The sequence below is a fragment of the Paenibacillus chitinolyticus genome, from assembly GCF_045038035.1.
In the GTDB taxonomy this organism is placed as follows: domain Bacteria; phylum Bacillota; class Bacilli; order Paenibacillales; family NBRC-103111; genus Paenibacillus_F; species Paenibacillus_F chitinolyticus_A.
Window position 1 is genome coordinate 1,959,798 of sequence record NZ_CP173427.1, and the last position, 21,357, is coordinate 1,981,154.

Below are 21,357 nucleotides of genomic sequence, written 5' to 3' on the forward strand. Positions count from 1 at the left end.
CCCTCGATGCCCACGGACAGGTTAAATCTCGCGTTGATCCTCATGGTGGTTATTTTTGCGGCAGTGTGGTTCTTTACCAAAACGGGAGGCTGGCGCGGCAGAATTTCCACTTCGAAAACCGTAAAAAGTTACTCTATTGAGGCAATGACTGCTTTCATTAAAGAAGCTTTTGCCGAGATAACGGCGGGCGGAGGCAGCGAACTCCGGTTGTCCGAGGAGGAATATCGGCGCAGCCGGAACAAAAGACTCCAGCTGAAAAGAGCTCTAAAGGGCTGCGGACACGGCGATCTGCAGGACAAACGGTACGTAAAATCCGTTATGATGGACCTGCTGACCGGTGTCTACGGACTTGGTGAAACAACGGTTCACCTCTCTCTGCCTTTTCATAAGCCCGAGCAGCTTACGGCACAGGACCGGTTTGACATTCTGCTTCATCTGTATCGGAAAAAGTACGGTTACGACGGCCTTCACGAATTAATCCGGAGGCATAAGCTGGATACCGTTAAACATGTGATTGAAGACGGCTGCACGCCTTCTTATATCGTAACGGCGGAAGAGATTGCGCACGTATTCCGCAAGGAAGCCGGGCTGCTGTCGTATCAGGATAAGCTGGAAATTGTCGTGCAGAGGATCTATCAGCATTACAAAGGCTTCGGCGTCATCGATGCCATCCGCGAGATGAACATCGACGGTGTATCGGGAGGAGTTTCCGGAGCGCTTCCGGACAGTGCCGGGCATCGTGGAGCTCCGCTTGCGGAGAGAGAGGCTGACGGGAATCACCGGCATAGGAAAGAAACCGTGTCTTACGATAGCGTTTGGATTTTCTACCGGGGAAAACCCATCCACTTTTCGTTCCTAAGTTTCGGCAGTAGGGAAGAGCTGCGGCGGGTCTGTCAAAACATCTACAAATATAATTATCCGGGCCAGCTTTCCGAAACGAACGGCTATAAAGTGAACGATATGAAGGACGGATCCCGTGTCGTTGTGGTCCGGCCTCCCTTTTCGGAATCCTGGGCGTTTTTCGTCCGCAAGTTCGATCTGCCCAACGCTTTGCTGGACCAGCTTGTCCAAGGCGGCAATGCCGGGCTGGCTGTGGAACTGATTCGTCACCTTGTCAAAGGCTGCCGGATAACGGCCGTGACGGGTGCGCAGGGCAGCGGGAAAACAACTCTGCTGATGGCTATGGTCCAATCTATCTCCGCGACCTTGACGCTTCGCGTACAAGAAATGGCGTACGAACTGCATCTGAGGAATTTATACCCGCAGCGCAATATCTTAAGTTTCCGGGAGACGGATCACATTACGGGGCAGGAGGGTCTCGACGTGCAGAAAAAAACGGACGGAGCCGTCCATATCCTGGGGGAAGTGGCGACCGACACGGTCGCCGCCTGGATGATTCAAATGGCTCAGGTAGCGAGCTTGTTCACCCTTTTTACCCATCATGCCAAAACGTTCGCCAGCCTGATCGACTCGCTTCGCAACTCACTGCTCAAAACGGGAATGTTCCAAGATGAAGTGATGGCCGAAAAGCAGGTTATCCGCGTAATTCACTTTGACATTCATCTGCGTAAAAATGCCGACGGAACGCGTTATATAGAACGGATAACGGAATGCGTTCCGCTGGATAGCGATTTATATCCGAGCGAAAAAGCGGGCATGACGGACAAGGATAGGGTTGAACTCCCGGGCTTTCTGAACGATGCCTCCGAATTTTTTCGGAGGACAACGGACCGTAAACTTTACGAACAACGAAACATTATGGAATACCGGGACGGTGCCTACCGGGTTTGCCGGCCGATCAGTCTCCGCAATACCGAGGAAATGCTGGATCATATGACACCCGCGGATGCCCAGTCATTCGAAAGATTTTTGGAAACGCATTGGGGAGGCGATGTTATTGCCGCTTCGTGAATGGTTGCTTGCGGCCGCTTTATTCAGTGGGGGCGCCGCATGCGTAATTTGGCTTCTGTACGTATACGCGGTTAAAAGGCGGGCCAAGCTGAGCGGTTACGGGGAGGAAGAGCTTCAAAAGCTGCTCTCTCCTTTAAACGGAAATGGAAGAAAACAGATCCAACGGCTGTACGGCAAATGTTACGAAATTATAAGCAAAACTCCCGGAATGTTCCGTTATACACAGCGTATACGCCGGAGGATTGCTCCTTTATACTCCTACGACGAGAGCGTGATCCGAATGGAAACCGGGCGAATTACGCTGCTTGCTCTCCTGATCGGCTGGCTCACCGCGGGATTTGTTTTTCTTTTTTACCCGGATGTTTCTTACATGCTCATGATTTTGCTCGGAAGTCTTGTTCTCCACGGCATTCTCATCGATACGCTCGTCCATCGGGCCGAAGACCGGCTGCTCCGGCAAATGACCGAGTTTTTATCGGATGTCCGGCACTTTTATCACCAGCACGGGATGGTGGATGAGGCGGTTTATGACGCCGCTCAGATCGCGCCCAGGCAGTTGTCGCTCCATGCGGAAGCGGTATACGGCACTTTGACCTCCGACCATCCGGAGAGCAGTCTGGAAATCTACTATGAGCATGCGCCGAACCGTTTTTTGAAAAGCTTTGCGGGCGTCTCCTTTTTAGTTAGGGAATTCGGAGACAAGCTGCTCCCGCATGGCTCCATGTATCTGCATGCCCTCAGCAAAATCACCTCTGAAATCCGCCTTGAAATACTCCGTAAGGAAAAACTCCATTATCTTTTAAAAGGACTCTCTATTATTGCCATCTCTCCGATTTTGGCTGCCAAGCCCATTGAAACGTGGGCGCGCAATAACTTCCCGGCAATGGATCAATTTTATACGGGAGCAGCGGGATTTGCAGTCAAAACAGGCATTTTCGTGCTGATCATCGTCTGCTTTGTCCTACTCAGAAAGCTTCAGGATCCTGCAGAGGAAGCAGGAAAGCGCAGAACAGGCCGGAGACCGCCCGAGCAAAAATGGCTGGGTAACCGGCTTGTCACTGCGGTCACGCAAAGATTCGTCCCCGCAGTGCATTCCATGGAACGGGGCAGGTTGCAAAAGCTTCTCAGGGAAGCCAATTCCCCTTTGCTGCTTGAATGGCTTACCCTCCGCCGCCTGCTTACGGGACTGGCTTGTTTTCTTCTCGTGCTGGGAATGTTTCTGATTATGCAGAGACTGACCCTGCAGCAGGTTTACTTTTCGCCGGCCCGCAATCAGGCGATGTTCGGCAGCCTTTCTCCGCAGGAAAAACGGAAAGCGCTGGAAGCTGCGGCCTTTGACCGGAGCGTCATTCAGAAATTGGCGCGGTCCGGCAGAGAGCTTCGTGAAGTGATAGCCGAAGAAATGCGGCAGCAGGGATTCCGGCCCGATCCTAGCGCCCTTAACACCGCGGGCGAACGGATTAAGGCGAAACTGGACAGTATCGCGGGGGCATATTTAAGCTGGCGGGAGCTTTTGATCTGTATTATTTCCGGTTGGGCGGGCTACCACAGTCCGGTTTGGCTGCTGCACATGCAGAAACGAATGCGCAGGATGGAAATGAAAAACGAGGTGGATCAGTTTTATACAATGTTGACCATCCTCGCTCATTTCGAAAGAATGTCCGTCGAGCACATGCTGGAATGGCTGGAACGTTTTGCAGTCTTGTTTCAGCCGCCGCTGTCCGCATGTCTGCTCGACTACGAAGCGGGGGCGGATGAGGCGCTGGAAAAGCTGAAGGAGGAAGCCGCCTATGCTCCCTTTGTCCGTCTGGTTGAACGGCTCCAGGCTGCCGTTAACCATATTCCGGTCAAGCAGGCGTTTGACGATTTGGAAGCGGAGCAGCAGTATCACTTCGAGCAGCGCAAGCAGGACTATGAGAGGATGATCGAAACCAAAGCCGGTTGGGGGCGCTGGATCGGTTTTGCCCCTATGTATGCCCTTGTTTTCCTCTACCTGGTCATTCCGCTCGTTTATATGAGCATGCAGCAGATGACTCTGTATTATCAGCAGATCGGTAAAATTTCTTAATCATAAAGGAGCTGAATTACAATGGGAAATGCACAGAAGGCACTAATCATGGCGGCAGGTTTTTTTCTGGCCATTGCTCTGATTACGATAGCGGTGGTGATGTTTATTTCCGCGCAGGATGCCACGAAAGCGGCGCAGAACAATTTTTCGGATATTCAGACGGAGCTTTCCCAGACGGCTTTTACCGTATACGACAATACCGTCGTTTCGGGGAGTCAGGTTGTAAACGCGCTGCGTAAATTTGCCGACAAGGAGCAGTTCGGGATTCAGGTTCAAACGGGGAAAAATCCGGTCGGCTCCTGGTATACGAACAAGATCGATACCACATCGCCGTCAAGCAGCAATTACGGCTCGGTAATCGCCTCGATATCCAGGGATGCTGTTGCGAACGCCACCTTGGAGTCTCATATGGATTACGTGAATCCGAGCGGTAAATTCAAAGCGCACATCATTAAGGATAAAAGCAATGTGATCCGTGCGATTGAATTTATGCAGCAGTAGACGAAGCGATGAATCATGCGACTCGCTCCATGCTGTTTGCCGGTGTTTCGGTCTGCATGTTCGTCTCGGCTTTAGTCACGGGCATGATGCTGCTTCAAAACGTACGGGGAGCCATTGCGGACACTTATTCTTCCCGGAAGCTTCTCGATTACAATCAGCAGTACGCAAATGCTGAGCTCGAAGAGGTTTTGGTAAAAGGATCTGATCTGATCATGTCCATTTATTTAAACGCCGGAGAACCTTACGACATTATGGTAAACGGCAAACGCTATCCTGGCGGTCGGCAAAAAGAAGAGACGGACCCGACCGGCATAGATCCGGCTGCAGCTTATCGTTTTTATGCAGTGCGCGATACCGGAGGAACGTTAGAACGAATCGTATATACGACGCCTTGAAGTGTCAGGCGTAAACGGGGAGGGAGCAGGTGGATACGCTCAGCAAGGCTTTTGTCCTCATTTTAGCGGTTTTGCTGCTGTACATTTATCCGCTGTCGGATTCGGCGGCCAGAGAGGATGATCTTTCTCGGGTGATCGCTTTCGAGACGATGACACGTTTTGTCGACAACGTGCGCGATAAAGGACGGTTGACGCCGGCTATGTACGAACAATTTCAAAAGGAGCTGACAACCTCCGGTCAGGAGTTTGATGTCAAGATGGAGCATAAGCACAAACGGTACGTGCCCGTATATGACGACCAAGGGCGGTTCGCGGAGAAGTATACGGTGGAGGATGAAGCTTTCTATAACGCCCAGATTCTTCCCGTGCTGTTTCCCGAAAACTCGCTTCCGCCGGACCATGCGGACCGTACCTACAAACTGGGCGCCGGTGACTGCTTTACTGTGACCGTGCGCAGCCTGAGCCGTACACCGGCGGTTGTCTGGCAGGACGCTTTAAATGGGACGAATACGCCCGTCGGACAGCTTTACATGCCATACGGGGGAATGGTCCGCAATGAAGACAGCTAAACTGGCCATTTTCTTTGTTCTCATTTATGTGCCCTTCGCCTGGACGAACAAATTCGATGCAGAAGCCCAGTTCCAAATGCTGTTTCTGGAGACAAAATACGATGCGGCTGTGAATGCGGCCGTCCAGGACGGCGCGACGGCTCTTTCCGTCAATGAAAAGCAGGGGGAAGAGGTTCGGTACGAATCCTCGAAGAAGGTCCGGGTCAACCGGAAAGAGGCTGTCGATAGCTTTTATAAAACCCTCTATTCGAATTTCGGCGTATCGGAGAATGCGGCGGGCCGGCAGGTTCTCGATTCTTATCTTTCCGCTCTCCTCATTGTCGGCTACGACGGCTGCTACTCCTACACATACGAATCGTATACGGGTGAAGACGGTTTTGAGCGGAGCCGGAGACTGGAAGGGCCCAAAAGGCCGTACGTCTACCAGGACCCGACAGGAGAGGTGATAGCCTTTACGCTGGACGAATACGTAACCGTGAAAAATGCTTCGGGAACCGGCTGGGTAGAAGGGTTCCGGAGCGAGATCCAGCCTAAAACGCAAACGGCGCTTTTGAAGCCGGGGGCACGTTTTGACGAAGTCAGGAGAGGCGCAATTATAAACACGATCCAGCGTGAGCTCGAAAATGCGATCAGGGAGCACAATGTTCAGACACGCCGTTTGGGAGCTGCCTATACGTTCACGCTGCCCCTTCTGTCGGGCGAAGAATGGAGCAATACGATCGACGATGTAGGGATGCTCGCTTTTGTACAGGGCATTCCGATCGGCTACCGGACCTATAACAATTATGCGCTGGGAGGGGCAAGGATCGTGAAGCGCCCCGTGTTTTACGGATACCGGGAGAACAGTCTTCCTTATTTCACGAGCAGCCGGTGCCCGCGGCCCCAGGAGATTCTGGAAACCTTCACAAGCTCCAAAGCCGCCGCTGCAGCCGGTTATTACCCGAAGGAATGCATCAACGGACGGACATAAAACACTCGTTTTCCGGACGGAACAAAGAAAGCGCTCTACCGAAAAAGATTGTCCGATAAAATTGACATCCGATCCGCGGAACGTTTATCATCAAGTCAACGATGAGTTCGATGCGGCTTCCGCACATTTGTGATGCCACGTTTCATTTATGACTGCAGTGGTTTAACGTCATAATGCGGTTCACGGGCGGAATCAGCATGTTGGGCGGTTTGACTGATCTGTGCTGTCGGGGCGCTCGGGCCCATGTTAAGAATTGGAACATGCGGGCTCGCGGAATCAGGCGCAGATGCTTTGGGAAATCTACGGGAATGTGGAAACCACCGGGCAATGTGCTTTTTTTCACACAAATTTTCGTCTGTTCTTACACGTGTATCGCCCCGAATTTTGATCAGCAAACGCAAGCCCGGAAGCTTTGCCTCGAGCCGGAAGCAGCGGTTCTTGCATGATCCGTAACGGAAAATGCGCCGTTTGTTCCCGAGCGGGTCGAATCCATCCTTCGGCAGCCGTTCTGACACCAAGTGGGAGCGGTGACGATCTAATACAAGAGGAAAGGGTGTTTGATTCATGTCCAAACAGCAAATTGGTGTAATCGGTCTTGCGGTCATGGGTAAAAACCTGGCGCTTAACATCGAGAGCCGCGGCTTTACCGTTTCCGTTTTTAACCGCTCGCCTGAGAAAACGAAAGAACTTCTTGAAGAGGCAACCGGTCGCAACCTGGTGGGTACTTTCAGCATGGAAGAATTCGTGCAGTCGCTCGAAACTCCGCGCAAAATTTTAATTATGGTCAAAGCCGGACAAGCGACCGACGCAACCATTGAACAACTCGTTCCGCTTCTGTCCGAGGGAGATATCCTGATCGACGGCGGAAACGCCTACTTCCCGGATACCCAGCGCCGCAACAAAGAACTGGAAGCCCGCGGCATCCGCTTTATCGGCACGGGTGTTTCCGGCGGTGAAGAGGGCGCGCTTAAAGGCCCGTCCATCATGCCTGGCGGACAGAAAGACGCCTACAAGCTCGTGGAACCGATCCTGACCGCGATCTCCGCCAAAGTGAACGGCGATCCATGCTGTACGTACATCGGTCCTGACGGCGCCGGTCACTACGTTAAAATGGTACATAACGGCATCGAATACGGCGATATGCAGCTGATCTGCGAAGCTTATCAACTGCTTAAAGACGTGCTGAACGTCAGCACGGAAGAACTGCACGAAATTTTCACGGAGTGGAACAAAGGCGAGCTGGACAGCTACCTGATCGAAATCACCCGTGATATTTTCACGAAATACGACGAAGAAACCGGCAAGCCGATGGTCGACGTTATCCTCGATTCGGCCGGTCAGAAGGGTACGGGCAAGTGGACCAGCCAAAGCTCCCTGGATCTGGGCGTACCGCTTTCCATCATTACGGAATCCGTGTTCTCCCGCTTCCTGTCCGCCATGAAAGAAGAGCGGGTAGCTGCAAGCAAAGTGCTGAACGGTCCGGCTGTGAAGCCGTTTGAAGGCAGCCGCGAAGAGTTCATCGAAGCGGTCCGTAAAGCTCTGTACGCGAGCAAAATCGCTTCGTATGCACAAGGCTTCGCTCAAATGCGCGCCGCATCCGAAGAGTACAACTGGAATCTGAGTTACGGCGAAATCGCCATGATTTTCCGCGGCGGCTGCATTATCCGTGCCCGTTTCCTGCAAAACATCAAGGATGCGTACGACCGCGATCCGGAACTCCGCAACCTGCTGCTGGACGATTACTTCAAAAACATCGTGGAAAACTACCAGGATGCTTGGAGAAACGTCGTTTCCGTAGCGGTAACGCGCGGTATTCCGGCGCCGGCTTTCGCCTCCGCGTTGGCTTATTACGACAGCTACCGTACAGAGCGCCTGCCGGCCAACCTTCTGCAGGCCCAGCGCGATTATTTCGGCGCGCACACGTTCCAGCGTGTGGATAAAGAAGGAACCTTCCACTACAACTGGCTCGAAAGCTAACAACGGAACCCGAACCGGCTCCGTTCCGCCTTACCGGACACTGCGTCCGTTTCGCTGGCTTCCAATTGGGTGCGGCATCGTCCGTGCTTCCTAATCGTTTGCCGGTGAGGAATCCCGCTCCGATGGGGGTTCATTTTCGAAGAGACCGTACGATGCTTCTTTCAGACAGCTTTTGATACGGTCTGCTTCCTGATCGAAGGCGCTTCTGCGATGGACAAGCATCATGGACACTTCGGCGAAAGATTCAAAGTTTTTCAATAGACGCGGCTGAGTAAGTTCCTTTAACCGGGGATCCTGCTCAGCCATTTTTTTGCGTATAAACTCAAGCGCCCAGACTACGTCATCTCTGCACAGCATGTACGAGGGCTGAAGCATCTGACTCAGCCGACCTGAAGTATTCCGGCCGGGATTGGGAATCCTGGGATGAGGCATCAATCGGACATCGCTCCTTGTAATCTACTGATCCTTCTACGGATTGCGTACGTACTCTCATTTTTGCTGTCTTTGAAAAGGTTTATTCACTATACCATATGAAATTGATGCGATTTGTATTCATCCGGGGCTTTTGCTGTGATATGATAGTGGAAAGTTTAAACCGAGAGAGGATCGACGGGCACGATGAGCACACAACCGAGATCAAATATAGTGCTGATTGGGTTTATGGGCACTGGTAAAACGACTGTCGGGTTAAAGTTGGCTGATCGGCTGGGTTGGCCTATGATAGATACCGATGAGGAAATTGTAAACAAAGCCGGAGTGTCGATTCCGGAGCTGTTCGCCACGCACGGAGAAGCTCATTTCCGGACTTTGGAGCGCGAGGTCATCCGGGAGACGCTGGCCGGCAGCCACCGTGTGATTTCAACCGGGGGCGGTGCCGTGCTGGCGGAGGAGAACCGGGCGCGCATGAGCGAGCGGGGCTTTGTCGCGGCTTTGTCCGCGAGTTTGGAAACCATCGTGGAGCGGGTTAAAAACGACTCCAACCGGCCTTTGCTGCAGGGAAGCGGACTGGAAGAAAAGGTCCGTACGATGCTCCAGGAACGTCAAGATGCGTACAGGTTTGCCGACCTTACAATCGATACGTCACCGCTTGCCGCGGACGACATTGCCGAACACATCTTTAACGCCTGGACCAAAGAAAGGCTGAAGCGGGAAGAACTTTCGGGCTGACCGGACCGCTCGTCCGGCCGCGGGCTTAAAGCTGTTCCCAGGCGAGCATTCCGCCCTCCATGTTTTTCAAATTAGCAAAGCCTTGGGACTCCAGGAAATCGTATGCTTTCCCGCTCCGGTTGCCGCTGCGGCAGACCAGAATGACCTCGCCTTCTTTAGGGATTTCGTGAAGACGGGTGTGAATTTCCATCAAGGGAATCGATTTGGCACCGGCAATTTGACCGGCCGCGACTTCTTCGGGCTCGCGTACGTCGATAACGCACAGCGGTTCACCCGCCGCAAGTCGGGCTTTCAATTCCGAGGGTTGAATCTTATTCATATAAAGCGCACCTCCTGTATTCTCGTTTTCCCTGTAACTATACAAAACACGGAAGCACGGAGTCAAACCGTATCCGGACTTCCCCGAATCTATCTTCAAAGCCAAATACGGGACAGAACAGGTGGTTTGCCCATGAGAAGTTGGATCATCGGAACAGCCGGCGTATTCGGAGTCCTGTCCCGTTACGGGTTATCCGTTCTATGGAACGAAGGGGACGGTTCCTTCCCGTGGGGCACGCTGGCCTGCAATATGATCGGCTGCCTGCTGCTCGGTTATTTCAGCGAAGCTCTGCCGACGAAATGGCCGCAGGAGCTGCGCACCGCCGTTACGACTGGTTTTATCGGGGCTTTCACGACTTTTTCCACCTTCAGTATGGAAACGGTCCGGATGCTGCGGGATAATCAAGTGCCGGCAGCCCTGCTTTACATCGGGGTCAGTCTGTTCGGAGGGCTTGCTGCCGTCAGTCTGGGCACGGCCGCCGCACACCGAAGGAAGGCGAAAGCCCTATGAATGCGGGCTGGATGAATGTACTGCTGGTAGGGGCCGGTGGATTCGTCGGCTCCATCGCCAGATTTAAATTAGCTGGCTGGGTCCAGAGCCGTACGGCTTCTCCGTTTCCATTCGGCACACTGGCCGTCAATCTCACGGGCTGTTTTTTTCTGGGGTGGCTGTTCGGGCATGTGACGGATGCCGCCTTGCTTATCGGGCTGGGAACAGGCTTTACCGGCGCATTCACGACGTTTTCCACTTTAAAGCTGGACAGCTGGAAGCTGAGAAAGAAGAAACTTTTTAATCTGGATAGGATCTATCTGGCCGTAAGCTATCTGGCCGGAATCGGCTTCGCTTTTGCCGGCTTTTACATATAAACAGAAGGCCGCACACAGACCACTCATCGACCAAAGGAGAGAACTACCATGAATTCCATGAAAGCCATTGTAAAAGCGACACCGAACCTGCAGGGAGAAATTCAGGCGCTGTCTTCCAAAAACTATACGACTCGTTACCTCCTTCTTGCAGCACTGGCTGACGGTACGAGTACGATCCACTACCCGGCACACAGTGAAGACAGTGACGCGATGCGCCGGTGCATCCGGGATTTGGGTGCGGTTATCGAAGAAGACGAGCATAAGATGGTTATTAAGGGATTCGGCAAAAGCCCTCTCCCGATCAAAGAATTAAACGTCGGCAACGCGGGAGCGGTTCTCCGTTTTCTGATGTCTACGGCAGCTCTCTGCCAAAGCGAAGTTACTTTCATTAATCAATATCCGGAATCGCTCGGCAAGCGGCCGCATATGGATCTCATTGATACGCTGGAACAAATGAACGTCAAAGTCGAACATAATGAAGGCCGTCTGCCGATAACTATTAAAGGAGGACAGCCCCGCGGCGGCAAAATTACCGTGTCGGGCAGCGTAAGCTCGCAGTTTTTGAGCTCCCTTCTGTTTTTGACGCCTCTGCTCCAAGAAGACAGTGAAATCGAAGTGCTTCACGATTTGAAGTCCAAAGTGATTGTCGGACAAACACTGGAAGTGCTCGAACAAGCAGGGATTCGCGTGGAAGCCAGCGAAGATCTTATGCATTACCGGATTCCCGGCAATCAATCTTACCGTGCGCAAGAGTATGTCGTGCAGGGAGATTACCCCGGATCCGCGGCGATCTTGGCGGCTGCGGCCGTCACGCGCTCGGATGTTACCGTTCATCGTCTCGACGAGAACAGCCGTCAAGGGGAGAAAGCCTGCGTGGACGTTCTCCGCGCCATGGGCGTCTCGCTGACTCACAAGGATGGAATCGTGCGCGTACAAGGCACGGGCAACCTTAAAGCCGGCGAATTCGACGGCGATCATTTTACGGACGCGGTGCTTGCTATGGTAGCGGCCGCGGTGTTCGCGGAAGGCACCTCGCGTTTTTACAACGTGGAGAATCTCCGCTACAAAGAGTGCGACCGGATTACGGATTTCCTGAACGAGCTGCGCAAAGCCGGAGCCGACGTGGAAGAGCGTCAAAGCGAAATCATTGTCCACGGCCGGCCGGAAGGGATTGAAGGCGGCGTGGAAATTAACGCGCATTATGACCATCGCGTCATTATGGCCCTGTCCGTGGCAGGGCTGAGGAGCAAGCAGGGGCTTGTTATCCGTGACGCCCACCATGTGGCCAAATCTTATCCGCAGTTTTTCGATCATATGATTTCACTCGGAGCGCACATCGAATTAACGAACGAATGAATGGGTGAATAGGATGCGCATTATTTGGAGGGGCATGAAAGTGACGTTCGGTTTCTTTCTGATCCTCGGGTTATTGTTCTCAGGCGGTTTCATGTCTGTGATGCTATATGCCAAAATAAGCGGGCAAGACGTTCAGACCGTCATGGCCATGGACGCGAAATTGGAAAAACAGCCTCTGCCTGAGCCTGAGCAGCCACCGGCGGCGGAACAGGTTCAAGAGCAGCGGAAAACGAAGGCTATGATCGACGCGCCCGTTATCGCGCAGAAACCGGAACTGCCGTCCGGCTGTGAAATTACTTCGATTGCCATGATGCTTCATTATAAAGGCATCAAGCTGGACAAGATGCAGCTGTACGAAGAAATGCCGAAGGACCCGACTCCTATCGTTTGGAACAAAGACGGGACGATTGCCTCGTGGGGCCACCCGAACATTGGCTATGTGGGAGACGGTACCGGGCAATCCAAAGGCTTCGGCATTTACCACAAGGCGCTGTTTCCGCTGTTGAAATCGCATATTCCTTCTGCCGTAGATTTGACGGGCGAATCCTTTGACGTGTATGAAAAACAAATCGCAAACGGCCGCCCGGTCGTCGTTTGGACGACCATCGGTTTCACGATGCCGACCCGCTGGTCCGAATGGAATACCTCTATCGGTCCGATCCGCGCGACATTTTCCGAGCATGCGGTATTAATGGTCGGTTACGACGAGACGTCCGTTTACGTGAACGACCCGTGGACGGGCAGCAAAAATGTTCAGCTGGATAAAAAACTGTTCATCGGCATCTGGGAAGCGATGGGCAAGCAGGGCTTGTCCTATACGGCTGATTAAGACCAGACAACGGACAAGCCGGTTCTTTAAATAGCGAAAGGGAGTGTTCTCATGCCATTTGAAAACCCGACCAGAGACGAAATCAAAACCTTGCTGGCTTCGGCCGGCCCCATTGCCGTAGTAGGTTTGTCCGATAACCCGGAAAGGGTGTCGCACATGGTATCGGCAGCCATGAAATCCCGCGGATACGAGATTATTCCGGTTAATCCGAATGCGGATGTCATTTTGGGCGGCAAAAGCTATGCCAGTCTGTCCGATATTCCCGGTCATGTGGATATCGTCAATGTGTTCCGCAGAAGCGACCAGGTTGTGCCGATCGCAGAGGAAGCGGTACGTAAGGGGGCCAAAGTTCTTTGGCTTCAGCAGGGCGTTTATAATGAAGAAGCGGCGGAAATTGCGCAACGCGGCGGGCTGACGGTCGTAATGGACCGCTGCATCAAAGTGGAAGATGCGATTTTGAATCCGAGAGGCAACTGAACCGGTGCGGCACAGCCGCTAAAAGTGTCATTACCCGACTAAAGCGCAAGCTCTAGTCGGGTTTTATTTTTTTCTGCAAAAAATTTTTCTGGGACGGTTCATAATTTCAGCGGCTCCTGCAAACAATAGTGGAGGCTTCAGAACAAGGAAAGACTTGTCTGGAAGACTCATTAATTTCCTTAAAGGAGGAACTCCGCATGTACAACCAGTATCAAAATCAAGCTGGTATCGGCTCCCAGTCCCAATACCAAAACAAGTTCCAGCCGACCGGTTATGTTCAATCTTCGTACGGTCAGAACCAGTTCCAAAATTCTCAATACGGCAGCTACCAAAACCCGCAATCGTTCCACACGGCTAACTACCGCGGCAACCAACAGGGTCACGACAGCTACCTGCGCTCGGATTCCCAAACTCCGGCCCAACAACAAGGCTTCGGACAAGCTTCCTACGGCCTGACTCAATCCTTCGGTTCCCAAGCTTACGGCAACCAAGGAAATCAATCTTACACGAACCAACAACAAAGCTACGGACAATTCGCTTCCCCTCAGTCTTATCACACGGCTAACTACCGTGGCGATCAGCCGGGACACGACAGCTACCTGCGTTCGGATTCCCAGACTCCGTCCCAGCAAGGCTACGGCCAAGCTTCTTACGGGCTGAGCCAATCCCCTATCGGCCAAGGCTACGGCTCTCAACAAAACTACGGTTCCCAATCCTACGGTCAATCCTATGGCCAAGGCTACGGCACGCAAAGCTACAGCCAAGCCGCGTCTCCGCAGTCTTACCATACGGCTAACTACCGCGGCGACCAGCCGGCCCATGACAGCTACCTGACTTCGGATTCCCAAACTCCGGCTCAGCAGCAGTTCGGCGGTTACTCCAGCAGCGTGGGTTCCGCTCAATCCGGCCGTTTTAACACAGGCATTCCGTACACGACAGGTACGTTTTAATTAAAGGCTGACGATAGCTCACAGCATCGTTATGCTGCATGACGCCAACAAGCGGGTCTTCGGACCCGCTTATTTGTTTTTGACAAAAAGTGCGGCAGCCATTAGGATCGAAATAGAGAGGAGGCAGGGCTTAAGTTGAACTGGATGGGAAATTTGCAGCAATTCGGGCGTTCTTTAATGCTTCCGATGATTACGCTCCCTGTTGCCGCAGTGCTTATACGACTGGGAATCCTGCCATGGGACAGTATGGGGGCGGCATGGCTCGGCGATATGATGCTGCTTGCGGGTCATACCATTTTTACATATTTGCCGCTCGTGTTCGCGGTAGGCGTTGCTCTCGGTTTGACGGAGAATGCGGGTATCGCCGGACTTTCCGCACTGATGAGCTATTTTTTATTCACCGTACTGACCCAGCATCAACTGGGCGAAACGTTTCAATTGGGTGTCGCGGGAGGAATCCTGATCGGTCTGCTGTCGGCGGTCGCATACCACCGGTGCAAGCGAATCCAGCTCCCCGAATATGTACAGTTTTTCGGAGGGCCGCGGATGGTTCCGCTTATTATGGGAGTCGTTACGCTCGTCCTGTCCATCCTCATGATCAAGCTGGGCCCCGTCCTGGAGAACGGGATGGAGCAGTTGACGGCATGGGTTCTCAGCCTCGGCGGATTCGGTGCTTTCTTGTACGGCATCGCGCATCGTCTTCTTGTGCCTTCCGGGCTTCATTATATTCTGAACAACTTCTTCTGGTTTCAACTGGGTGCTTACAAAGAACCGAACGGAGACATGGTTTACGGCGATCTGCCCCGTTTCTTCGCGGGTGATCCGACGGCCGGGGCCTACATGGCCGGGTTGTATCCGATTATGATGTTCGCGCTTCCCGCCATTGCCTTCGCCATTATCCACGAGGCCCGGGAAGATTTGAAGCCTCATGTCCGAGTAACTTTTATGACGGCGGCGCTGACTTCCTTCCTGACCGGCGTCACGGAGCCGATTGAGTTTGCCTTTCTGTTCGTCGCTCCTTACTTGTTCGTGATTCATGCCATTTTATCCGGCTTTGCCATGTGGATCGCGTATGCGCTGAATATCTCGCACGGCTTCTCTTATTCCGCCGGAGCTATCGATTTTGTCATTAACGAGCATTTGTCGCGCAACGGATGGATGCTCATTCCGATCGGATTAGTGTTCGGAGCGGTGTACTATGTCATGTTCAGGTACGCCATCCGGCGTTACCGCATTCCGACCCCGGGGCGGGAGGAAGGTTCATCGCTCGAAGAATGGGCAGGGGATATCCCTTACCGGGCTCCGCTTATCGTCCAAGCGCTCGGAGGCAAGGGGAATATCAAAAAAATCGAAGCCTGCATCACACGGCTGAGATTGACCCTCGAATCCGACCGCCTCATGGATATCGCCGCACTGAAGCACCTTGGAGCGGCCGGAGTCATCCGCTTAGGCGGCGGCAACGTGCAGGTCGTTTTCGGCACATTCTCCGAACTGATCCGGGAAGAAATCATGAAGCTGCTGCGCAAAGACATTCAGCTTGTGCTCTTTAGTTCCCCGATGGCGGGGAGAATGATTCCGCTGGAGGACGTTCCGGATCGCATTTTCGCCGGAAAAATTGTCGGCAACGGGGTTGCTTTCATACCGGATAAAGGGGAGCTGCTGTCGCCGGTAGCCGGTAAAATCATGCACGTCTATCCGACGATGCATGCGCTCGGGATTCAGACAGAGGAAGGACTTGAAGTTCTGCTGCACATCGGCATCGACACATCCACATTAACCGGAAATTTCTTCGAGGCCCAAGTACAGCCCGGAGACGAGGTGGAGGCGGGGCAACTGCTGATCCGTTTTAATTACAATCAGTTGAAGAAGCACGCCAAATCGCTGGCCACCCCTATGGTGATTACCAATTCGGACCGTGTCAAATCATGGAGCTTCGCCCCCTATAAATCCGTGAAAAAAGGGCAGGCGTCCGTGATGTCCGTTGTGCTGAAAAAACCGGAACAGAGCGGAGGGACTTCAAATGTTTAAAGGGATAGGAGCTTCATCGGGGATCGCCATGGGTCCCGCTTACGTGATCCCCGCCTGGGATTGGGAGTTCCCGGATAAGATGGTGGACGCCACCGATTTGTCGTTTGAATTCGAACGGCTGTATGACGGGATCCGTTCGTCCAAAGACGAATTGGAACATATCAAACAAGAGATCCGGGACGTCCTGGGCCAGGAGCAATCGTACATTTTCGACGCTCATCTGGCGATTTTGGAAGATCCCGTGTTTATGAACGAAATTCAGGGCATCATCAGCCGGCAGTACAAAGCCGCAGAGGTGGCCGTCAAAGAAGTGATCGACAAATTCGTCGAAATGTTCGATGTGTTGGACGATGACTATATGAAAGAACGGGCCATGGACATCAAAGACGTAGGCAACCGTCTTCTGAAGCATCTGCTGGGCAGCGGGGACGAGACTCCGCCGCCGACGGATCATTCCTACGTACTCGTGGCAAAGGAGCTTACCCCTTCCCAACTGGTACATTTGGACCCGGCCCGCGTTCTGGGTATCGTCACGATGATGGGCGGACTGACCTCGCACACATCGATTATGAGCCGCGCGATGGGAATTCCTTTCGTGCTGGGGCTGGAAGGCAAGCTTATCCGGCCTATTCAGAACGGAGACTTGATGATTGTGGACGGCGAGGAAGGGATCGTCTACGTGAACCCCGACAGCGGCACCGTGGAGTTGTACGAGTCGCGTAAGACGGACTGGCTCATGCATCGCGAGCGGCTGCAGGAAATCGCCCACGTCCCGTCCATGACTCAGGACCGCAAGCAGGTCCGGCTGGCGGCGAATATCAGCTCGATCAAAGAAATCGACCAGGTGCTTAAAAACGGCGCCGTCGGGGTCGGCTTATTCCGCTCGGAATTTCTCTACATGGACCGCGACTCCCTGCCGGATGAAGAGGAGCAGACCGAGGTGTATAAACAGGCGGCGGTCAAGCTGGACGGCAGGCCGCTCATCATCCGCACGCTGGATATCGGCGGAGACAAGAAGCTGGATTATCTTCCGCTTCAGGTGGAGGAGAATCCGGCGCTGGGATGCCGCGCCATCCGGATCTCGCTGGATCGCCGCGAGCTGTTCAAAACCCAGCTCCGCGCGATTTTGCGGGCCTCGCACTTTGGTCAAGTAAAGCTTATGTACCCGATGATCTCTTCGCTAGGCGAGCTCAGAGAGGCCAACGCTCTGCTGGCGGAAGCCAAGCAGGAGCTGAAAAGCCGGGGCAAGCCGTTTAACCCCGACATTGAGGTCGGCTTGACGATCGAAGTGCCGGGCGCGGCCCTGATTGCCGACGTTCTGGCCAAAGAAGTCGATTTCTTCAGCATCGGAACCAACGATCTGATCCAGTTCGTTTTGGCGGTGGACCGGATGAACGACAGCATCGCCCATTTGTACAATCCGTATCATCCCGCCGTAATCCGCCTGCTGAAGCTGACCATTGATGCGGCCAAGGCGGCCGGTATACCCGTTGCCGTATGCGGAGAGTTCGCCGGGGATATCCGCGCGCTGCCTCTTTGGCTGGGGCTAGGCATCGAGGAGCTGAGCATGTCCGTCCAGCTCATTCTTCCGATCAAGCACCGTCTGCTGACGAGCAATCACGCCGAGTGCGAACGCCTGCTTCAGGAAGTCCTGAAGTGCGGCACCAGCGAGGAAATTGAGCAGGTGCTGCGGCAGGCGGATTCCCGCTCGAGCGCTTCTTAACCAATTCTCACTAAACCAGGAGGGATTTACTATGACCGTACAGGATTTGAAAGGCCAGCGCATACTGGCGTTTGTCGATGAGGAATTCGAGGATCTGGAAATGTGGTACCCCGTTCTTCGTTTACGGGAAGCGGGAGCAGTCGTCGATATTGCAGGCCCTAAAGCGGGGGAAATCTATCACGGCAAATACGGCGTGCCGATTACGACGGATGTCGCGTTCGGAGACGTAAGCGCGGCCGATTATGACGGGCTGTACGTGCCTGGCGGCTGGGCGCCCGATAAACTGCGCAGATATGCGGACGTTCTGCGGTTTACCCGCGAAATTCATGAAGCGCAAAAACCGATTGCGCAGATTTGTCACGCGGGCTGGGTTTTGATTTCGGCCAAAATCGTGGAAGGCTATACGATGACCTCTACGCCGGGCATCCGGGATGATCTTGAAAACGCCGGAGCGATCTGGGTGGACGAGGAAGCCGTGGTCGACCGCAATATCGTTTCGGGGCGGCGTCCTCCGGATCTGCCCGCTTTTATGAAAGCTTTTATTGAGGTATTGATTCAGAAAAAGGCCTCAAACTAGCGTTTGGCTCAGAGATGACGCTGCCTTCAAAAATAAAATGAAATTTTCATGAAAAGGGAATATGTGACAGGGCCCGAAAAGCAGGAATATTATTCACCCGGATCGAAGTAGCTAGGTAAGACGAAGACAGCAAGGTTCTATCGGCTGCTAAAGGAGTGAGTGATTATGCAAAAAGGGTACTGCTGCGGACAACCGATTCATTTATGCCTGAGAACCGTCGTGTTTCAACAGAAAGTAGAGATTGAAAACGTACCCATCTACTCATGCGAAGCATGCGGGAAAAGCGTTGTTTATTCGAGCGTAAAACCTAAAGTTACGGAATTGATCGATACGTTGGGCCCGAAACCGGAAAAGCAGATCCTCCGGTTCGAAGACGTGTCCGAAATCGCCTGCCTCATTGTCCGGCTCGCCTGTTCCTCTGACGATGGGTACGGATTTAAGCAGGCCGTGGAGGAAAGAGTCAATGAACTGCTGGATCTGCTGCTTCTGGCTACCTCTATCGGGGATATGAGCTGGGCGGAGGAGATTCGCAGCAGGCTGGCCCAAATCAGCGAGCATGTGCTGTCGGACGACCGGCTGCAGGAAGTTTTTGCGGATAGGACCAGCGGCTGATTGCCCGCAGTACCCTTTCCTTCATACCACCCGCGGGATGCGCTTGGATAGGTTTGCAGTTGATTACATAGCCAACTTGTACGATGGAATTCCTGCGGGGAGCGGGTATGAAAATCGGCGAGTTGGCTTTCATTCGTATTTTTTGCTACTATTAGGTGTGAAAGTGTTTTAATTGCGAAAAGGGAAATAATGTCGTATGATAGTCTGTAATATGGCAAGGACGACGAATATTCGAATAAATGGAGAGAGTGACCGTGACCGTTACTATTTATGACGTAGCAAGAGAAGCAGGAGTATCGATGGCCACGGTTTCGCGTGTCGTCAACAATAACCCGAACGTGAAGCCGCAGACAAGGAAGAAAGTATTCGAAGCAATCGAACGGCTCGGTTATCGCCCCAATGCTGTTGCCCGTGGGCTTGCATCGAAGAAAACAACGACAGTCGGCGTGGTTATCCCCGATATTTCAAACTCGATTTTTGCGGAAGTGGCGCGCGGAATCGAAGATATTGCGAACATGTATCATTACAATATTATTTTGAGCAACGCCGACAAGAAGAAAGAGAAAGAAATCCGCGTCATCAACACCCTGCTGGAGAAGCAGGTGGACGGGCTTCTCTTTATGGGTGGCGTCGTGACGGAAGATCATATCAATGCGTTCCGGACTTCTTCCGTTCCGGTTGTGCTCTGCGGTACGGCCGATGAGCAGAACGTAATGCCGTCCGTCGATATCGACCACGAGAAAGCGGCTTACGATGCCGTGCAGCTTCTGATCGAGAGCGGCCACCGTACGATCGCCATGATCTCCGGACCTCTCCAGGATCCGGCTAACGGCTTTGCTCGCTACCAGGGCTACAAGAAGGCGCTGGAGGATGCAGGCATCGAAGTGAACGAAGATTACGTGAGACTGGGCAATTACCGGTATGAATCGGGAATCGATGCGACGGATTATTTCCTGAAGCTGCCGACGCGCCCAACCGCTATTTTCTCGGCGACGGACGAAATGGCGATCGGCGCCATTCACAAAATTCAGGACGAAGGGCTTTCCGTACCGAAGGATATTTCCGTGATGAGTATCGATAATATCCGGATGGCTTCTATGGTGCGCCCTCAATTAACGACAGTGGCACAGCCTATGTACGATATCGGCGCGGTGTCCATGCGTCTGCTTACGAAGTTGATGAACAAGGAAACGATGGAACTTACTCAAGTCGTTCTCCCGCACGAAATCATTAAGCGCAGCTCAGTGGCTCCTCGTTGAGCCGCTTTTTGTTGAGCGGAAAGGAGAGGTTACACTAGGATGATTAATAAAATCGGTCTGATCGGCGCCATGAATGAAGAAATCGAACTGCTTGTCGGCGGGATGAGCGGCGTAACCGAAACGAATAAAGCCGGCATTACATACAGGGAAGGCCAGTTTGAAGGCAAATCCGTTGTGGTTTGCAAATCGGGAGTAGGCAAGGTGAACGCCGCCGTCTGCACGCAAATTCTGATTGACGGCTTCGGCGTTGATGCCGTGCTGTTTACAGGCGTTGCCGGAGCGCTCGATCCCGAGCTGAATATCGGCGACATCGTCATTTCCACAACCTGCATGCAGCATGACATGGATGTGACGCCTCTTGGCTTCCCGCGCGGAGTCATTCCTTACGAGGAAGTTTCGGTCTTCAAAGCGGACCCTCGGCTGGTCGAACTGGCGGATGTGGCAAGCCGGGAGCTGTTCCAGGGAAGAACGAAGCAGGGACTCGTCCTGTCCGGGGACCAATTCGTCGCTTCGCGCGACAAAGTGGCGGAGCTTCATCAGGAGCTCGGCGGGACCTGCACGGAGATGGAAGGTGCGGCCGTGGCGCAGGTTTGTTCCATGAACAAAGTTCCGTTCGTCGTTATCCGGTCCATGTCCGATAAAGCGGACGGATCGGCGCACGTTAATTTCGCGGAGTTTACCAAGCAGGCTTCCGAAAATTCACACCGGATCATTGAACATATGGTGCGCTCTCTATAACAGAGTAACAAGCATATGAAAAAGGCTGACCGGGTTTCTCGACCGGTCAGCCTTTTTTGATTAAC

The 21,357-nt window shown here is 53.2% G+C and carries 22 protein-coding genes; 20 read left to right on the plus strand and 2 right to left on the minus strand.

Annotated elements, in window-relative coordinates:
- Positions 1–6: 6 nt before the first annotated feature.
- From ACI48J_RS08970 to gndA, 7 genes are all read left to right on the plus strand, one after another.
- Positions 7–1,911 (plus strand): ATPase, T2SS/T4P/T4SS family, encoded by a 1,905-nt coding sequence (locus tag ACI48J_RS08970; protein ID WP_405082517.1) that lies wholly within the window; start codon positions 7–9, stop codon positions 1,909–1,911.
- Complete coding sequence (locus tag ACI48J_RS08975) at positions 1,892–3,979, plus strand: hypothetical protein (RefSeq protein WP_405082518.1); 2,088 nt, start codon at positions 1,892–1,894, stop codon at positions 3,977–3,979. The genes ACI48J_RS08970 and ACI48J_RS08975 overlap by 20 nt, the downstream gene beginning before the upstream one ends.
- Before the next feature lie 21 nt (positions 3,980–4,000).
- Positions 4,001–4,480 carry an ABC transporter permease gene (locus tag ACI48J_RS08980; RefSeq protein WP_326052505.1) on the plus strand — a complete coding sequence of 160 codons (480 nt, stop codon included), beginning with the start codon at positions 4,001–4,003 and terminating at the stop codon, positions 4,478–4,480.
- A gap of 8 nt (positions 4,481–4,488) precedes the next feature.
- A complete protein-coding gene (locus tag ACI48J_RS08985) occupies positions 4,489–4,875 on the plus strand; it encodes a hypothetical protein (RefSeq protein WP_405082519.1) in 387 nt (128 codons plus the stop codon).
- Positions 4,876–4,904: 29 nt separating this feature from the next.
- Entirely contained in the window at positions 4,905–5,444 is a 540-nt protein-coding gene (locus ACI48J_RS08990) for a hypothetical protein (protein WP_405082520.1), read from the plus strand.
- Positions 5,431–6,414, plus strand: coding sequence for a hypothetical protein (locus tag ACI48J_RS08995; RefSeq protein ID WP_405082522.1), 984 nt, complete (start codon positions 5,431–5,433; stop codon positions 6,412–6,414). Before ACI48J_RS08990 ends, ACI48J_RS08995 begins: the two co-directional genes overlap by 14 nt.
- Positions 6,415–6,978: 564 nt before the next feature.
- On the plus strand, positions 6,979–8,391 hold the full coding sequence (gene gndA, locus ACI48J_RS09000; RefSeq protein WP_326052501.1) for an NADP-dependent phosphogluconate dehydrogenase: 1,413 nt from the start codon (positions 6,979–6,981) through the stop codon (positions 8,389–8,391).
- Between the two features lie 90 nt (positions 8,392–8,481).
- On the opposite strand, the gene ACI48J_RS09005 is transcribed toward gndA, so the two are convergent.
- Positions 8,482–8,823 carry a hypothetical protein gene (locus ACI48J_RS09005; protein ID WP_405082524.1) on the minus strand — a complete coding sequence of 114 codons (342 nt, stop codon included), beginning with the start codon at positions 8,821–8,823 and terminating at the stop codon, positions 8,482–8,484.
- Positions 8,824–9,009: 186 nt separating this feature from the next.
- Here ACI48J_RS09005 and ACI48J_RS09010 point away from each other — a divergent pair, with 186 nt between their 5' ends.
- A complete protein-coding gene (locus ACI48J_RS09010; RefSeq protein ID WP_326052499.1) occupies positions 9,010–9,558 on the plus strand; it encodes a shikimate kinase in 549 nt (182 codons plus the stop codon).
- Between the two features lie 25 nt (positions 9,559–9,583).
- On the opposite strand, the gene ACI48J_RS09015 is transcribed toward ACI48J_RS09010, so the two are convergent.
- Positions 9,584–9,877, minus strand: a complete 294-nt coding sequence (locus tag ACI48J_RS09015) for a rhodanese-like domain-containing protein (RefSeq protein ID WP_009672581.1) — start codon at positions 9,875–9,877, stop codon at positions 9,584–9,586.
- A 132-nt stretch (positions 9,878–10,009) separates the two neighbouring features.
- Here ACI48J_RS09015 and crcB point away from each other — a divergent pair, with 132 nt between their 5' ends.
- From crcB to ACI48J_RS09075, 12 genes are all read left to right on the plus strand, one after another.
- Complete coding sequence (crcB, locus tag ACI48J_RS09020; protein WP_405082526.1) at positions 10,010–10,387, plus strand: fluoride efflux transporter CrcB; 378 nt, start codon at positions 10,010–10,012, stop codon at positions 10,385–10,387.
- Positions 10,384–10,743, plus strand: coding sequence for a fluoride efflux transporter FluC (locus tag ACI48J_RS09025; protein ID WP_405082527.1), 360 nt, complete (start codon positions 10,384–10,386; stop codon positions 10,741–10,743). The genes crcB and ACI48J_RS09025 overlap by 4 nt, the downstream gene beginning before the upstream one ends.
- A 57-nt stretch (positions 10,744–10,800) precedes the next feature.
- Positions 10,801–12,099 (plus strand): 3-phosphoshikimate 1-carboxyvinyltransferase, encoded by a 1,299-nt coding sequence (aroA, locus tag ACI48J_RS09030; protein ID WP_405083194.1) that lies wholly within the window; start codon positions 10,801–10,803, stop codon positions 12,097–12,099.
- Positions 12,100–12,133: 34 nt separating this feature from the next.
- Entirely contained in the window at positions 12,134–12,928 is a 795-nt protein-coding gene (locus ACI48J_RS09035) for a C39 family peptidase (protein WP_405083195.1), read from the plus strand.
- 51 nt (positions 12,929–12,979) lie between these two features.
- Positions 12,980–13,405, plus strand: coding sequence for a CoA-binding protein (locus ACI48J_RS09040; protein ID WP_405082529.1), 426 nt, complete (start codon positions 12,980–12,982; stop codon positions 13,403–13,405).
- Positions 13,406–13,602: 197 nt separating this feature from the next.
- A complete protein-coding gene (locus ACI48J_RS09045) occupies positions 13,603–14,355 on the plus strand; it encodes a hypothetical protein (RefSeq protein ID WP_405082530.1) in 753 nt (250 codons plus the stop codon).
- Positions 14,356–14,490: 135 nt separating this feature from the next.
- Positions 14,491–16,383, plus strand: a complete 1,893-nt coding sequence (locus ACI48J_RS09050) for a glucose PTS transporter subunit IIA (RefSeq protein WP_405082531.1) — start codon at positions 14,491–14,493, stop codon at positions 16,381–16,383.
- Positions 16,376–18,106 (plus strand): phosphoenolpyruvate--protein phosphotransferase, encoded by a 1,731-nt coding sequence (gene ptsP / locus ACI48J_RS09055; protein WP_405082532.1) that lies wholly within the window; start codon positions 16,376–16,378, stop codon positions 18,104–18,106. The genes ACI48J_RS09050 and ptsP overlap by 8 nt, the downstream gene beginning before the upstream one ends.
- A 31-nt stretch (positions 18,107–18,137) precedes the next feature.
- Positions 18,138–18,683 carry a type 1 glutamine amidotransferase domain-containing protein gene (locus ACI48J_RS09060; protein WP_009672636.1) on the plus strand — a complete coding sequence of 182 codons (546 nt, stop codon included), beginning with the start codon at positions 18,138–18,140 and terminating at the stop codon, positions 18,681–18,683.
- Between the two features lie 165 nt (positions 18,684–18,848).
- Positions 18,849–19,295 carry a hypothetical protein gene (locus tag ACI48J_RS09065; protein ID WP_405082533.1) on the plus strand — a complete coding sequence of 149 codons (447 nt, stop codon included), beginning with the start codon at positions 18,849–18,851 and terminating at the stop codon, positions 19,293–19,295.
- Positions 19,296–19,534: 239 nt separating this feature from the next.
- Entirely contained in the window at positions 19,535–20,554 is a 1,020-nt protein-coding gene (gene ccpA / locus ACI48J_RS09070; RefSeq protein ID WP_405082534.1) for a catabolite control protein A, read from the plus strand.
- A 39-nt stretch (positions 20,555–20,593) separates the two neighbouring features.
- The gene (locus ACI48J_RS09075) at positions 20,594–21,292 is read left to right on the plus strand and encodes a 5'-methylthioadenosine/adenosylhomocysteine nucleosidase (protein ID WP_405082536.1); all 699 of its coding nucleotides are present in this window, start codon (positions 20,594–20,596) and stop codon (positions 21,290–21,292) included.
- The last annotated feature ends 65 nt before the right edge of the window (positions 21,293–21,357 follow it).

What these genes read in the sequence shown, in the direction of transcription:
- ACI48J_RS08970 (WP_405082517.1), top strand. Translation starts at nt 7, where the DNA reads ATGCCCACGGACAGGTTAAATCTCGCGTTGATCCTCATGGTGGTTATT.
- ACI48J_RS08975 (WP_405082518.1), top strand. Translation starts at nt 1,892, where the DNA reads ATGTTATTGCCGCTTCGTGAATGGTTGCTTGCGGCCGCTTTATTCAGT.
- ACI48J_RS08980 (WP_326052505.1), top strand. Translation starts at nt 4,001, where the DNA reads ATGGGAAATGCACAGAAGGCACTAATCATGGCGGCAGGTTTTTTTCTG.
- ACI48J_RS08985 (WP_405082519.1), top strand. Translation starts at nt 4,489, where the DNA reads ATGAATCATGCGACTCGCTCCATGCTGTTTGCCGGTGTTTCGGTCTGC.
- ACI48J_RS08995 (WP_405082522.1), top strand. Translation starts at nt 5,431, where the DNA reads ATGAAGACAGCTAAACTGGCCATTTTCTTTGTTCTCATTTATGTGCCC.
- gndA (WP_326052501.1), top strand. Translation starts at nt 6,979, where the DNA reads ATGTCCAAACAGCAAATTGGTGTAATCGGTCTTGCGGTCATGGGTAAA.
- ACI48J_RS09005 (WP_405082524.1), bottom strand. Translation starts at nt 8,823, where the DNA reads ATGCCTCATCCCAGGATTCCCAATCCCGGCCGGAATACTTCAGGTCGG.
- ACI48J_RS09010 (WP_326052499.1), top strand. Translation starts at nt 9,010, where the DNA reads ATGAGCACACAACCGAGATCAAATATAGTGCTGATTGGGTTTATGGGC.
- ACI48J_RS09015 (WP_009672581.1), bottom strand. Translation starts at nt 9,877, where the DNA reads ATGAATAAGATTCAACCCTCGGAATTGAAAGCCCGACTTGCGGCGGGT.
- crcB (WP_405082526.1), top strand. Translation starts at nt 10,010, where the DNA reads ATGAGAAGTTGGATCATCGGAACAGCCGGCGTATTCGGAGTCCTGTCC.
- ACI48J_RS09025 (WP_405082527.1), top strand. Translation starts at nt 10,384, where the DNA reads ATGAATGCGGGCTGGATGAATGTACTGCTGGTAGGGGCCGGTGGATTC.
- aroA (WP_405083194.1), top strand. Translation starts at nt 10,801, where the DNA reads ATGAAAGCCATTGTAAAAGCGACACCGAACCTGCAGGGAGAAATTCAG.
- ACI48J_RS09035 (WP_405083195.1), top strand. Translation starts at nt 12,134, where the DNA reads ATGAAAGTGACGTTCGGTTTCTTTCTGATCCTCGGGTTATTGTTCTCA.
- ACI48J_RS09040 (WP_405082529.1), top strand. Translation starts at nt 12,980, where the DNA reads ATGCCATTTGAAAACCCGACCAGAGACGAAATCAAAACCTTGCTGGCT.
- ACI48J_RS09045 (WP_405082530.1), top strand. Translation starts at nt 13,603, where the DNA reads ATGTACAACCAGTATCAAAATCAAGCTGGTATCGGCTCCCAGTCCCAA.
- ptsP (WP_405082532.1), top strand. Translation starts at nt 16,376, where the DNA reads ATGTTTAAAGGGATAGGAGCTTCATCGGGGATCGCCATGGGTCCCGCT.
- ACI48J_RS09060 (WP_009672636.1), top strand. Translation starts at nt 18,138, where the DNA reads ATGACCGTACAGGATTTGAAAGGCCAGCGCATACTGGCGTTTGTCGAT.
- ACI48J_RS09065 (WP_405082533.1), top strand. Translation starts at nt 18,849, where the DNA reads ATGCAAAAAGGGTACTGCTGCGGACAACCGATTCATTTATGCCTGAGA.
- ccpA (WP_405082534.1), top strand. Translation starts at nt 19,535, where the DNA reads ATGGAGAGAGTGACCGTGACCGTTACTATTTATGACGTAGCAAGAGAA.
- ACI48J_RS09075 (WP_405082536.1), top strand. Translation starts at nt 20,594, where the DNA reads ATGATTAATAAAATCGGTCTGATCGGCGCCATGAATGAAGAAATCGAA.